Raw genomic sequence first — 786 nt, forward strand, 5'->3', positions numbered from 1 at the left:
ATGACTCTAAGACAGAGACATTTACTAACAATATATGGGTAAATGATAACGTACAGCCAGTAGATGCAACAAAGATTAATGTTACAGATAAGTTCGGAGCAGGATATAAGTTCGAAAAGACTGACCCGGCAACAATACCAGTAACAATAGATGATAATGGTGTTATCAAGGTATACTATGTAAGAGATGATGGTCAGAAGAAGACAGTATCTTATACAGTAGAGTATTACAAGGATGGAGTTAAGGATGACTCTAAGACAGAGACATTTACTAATAATATCTGGGTAAATGATAATGTACAGCCGGTAGATGCAACAAAGATTAATGTTACAGATAAGTTCGGAGCAGGATATAAGTTTGAAAAGACAGACCCAGCAACAATACCAGCAACAATAGCTGATAATGGTGTTATCAAGGTATACTATGTAAGAGATGATGGTCAGAAGAAGACAGTATCTTATACAGTAGAGTATTACAAGGATGGAGTTAAGGATGACTCTAAGACAGAGACATTTACTAATAATATCTGGGTTAATGCTACTCAACAGCAGGTAAAGCTCTCTGAGATTAATACTACAGATAAGTTCGGAGCAGGATATAAGTTTGAAAAGACAGACCCGGCAACAATACCATCAACAATAGCTGATAAGGGTGTAATAAAGGTTTACTATGTGGCCGATACATTTGATTATTCTGTAAAGTATGTCATTGAAGGAACAGATACAGAACTTGTTCCTGGATATACTAAGTCAGCAACGTTTGGAACAGAAGTTGGAGCTGATAAGA

General features: G+C 36.3%; 1 protein-coding gene. It reads left to right on the forward strand.

The window, feature by feature from the left end:
• A partial coding sequence (locus DW963_RS13360; RefSeq protein ID WP_158568734.1) for a hypothetical protein occupies window positions 1-786 on the forward strand: 786 nt, incomplete at both ends.

This window comes from Eubacterium sp. AM46-8, from assembly GCF_003466705.1.
Lineage (GTDB): Bacteria > Bacillota > Clostridia > Lachnospirales > Lachnospiraceae > Lachnospira.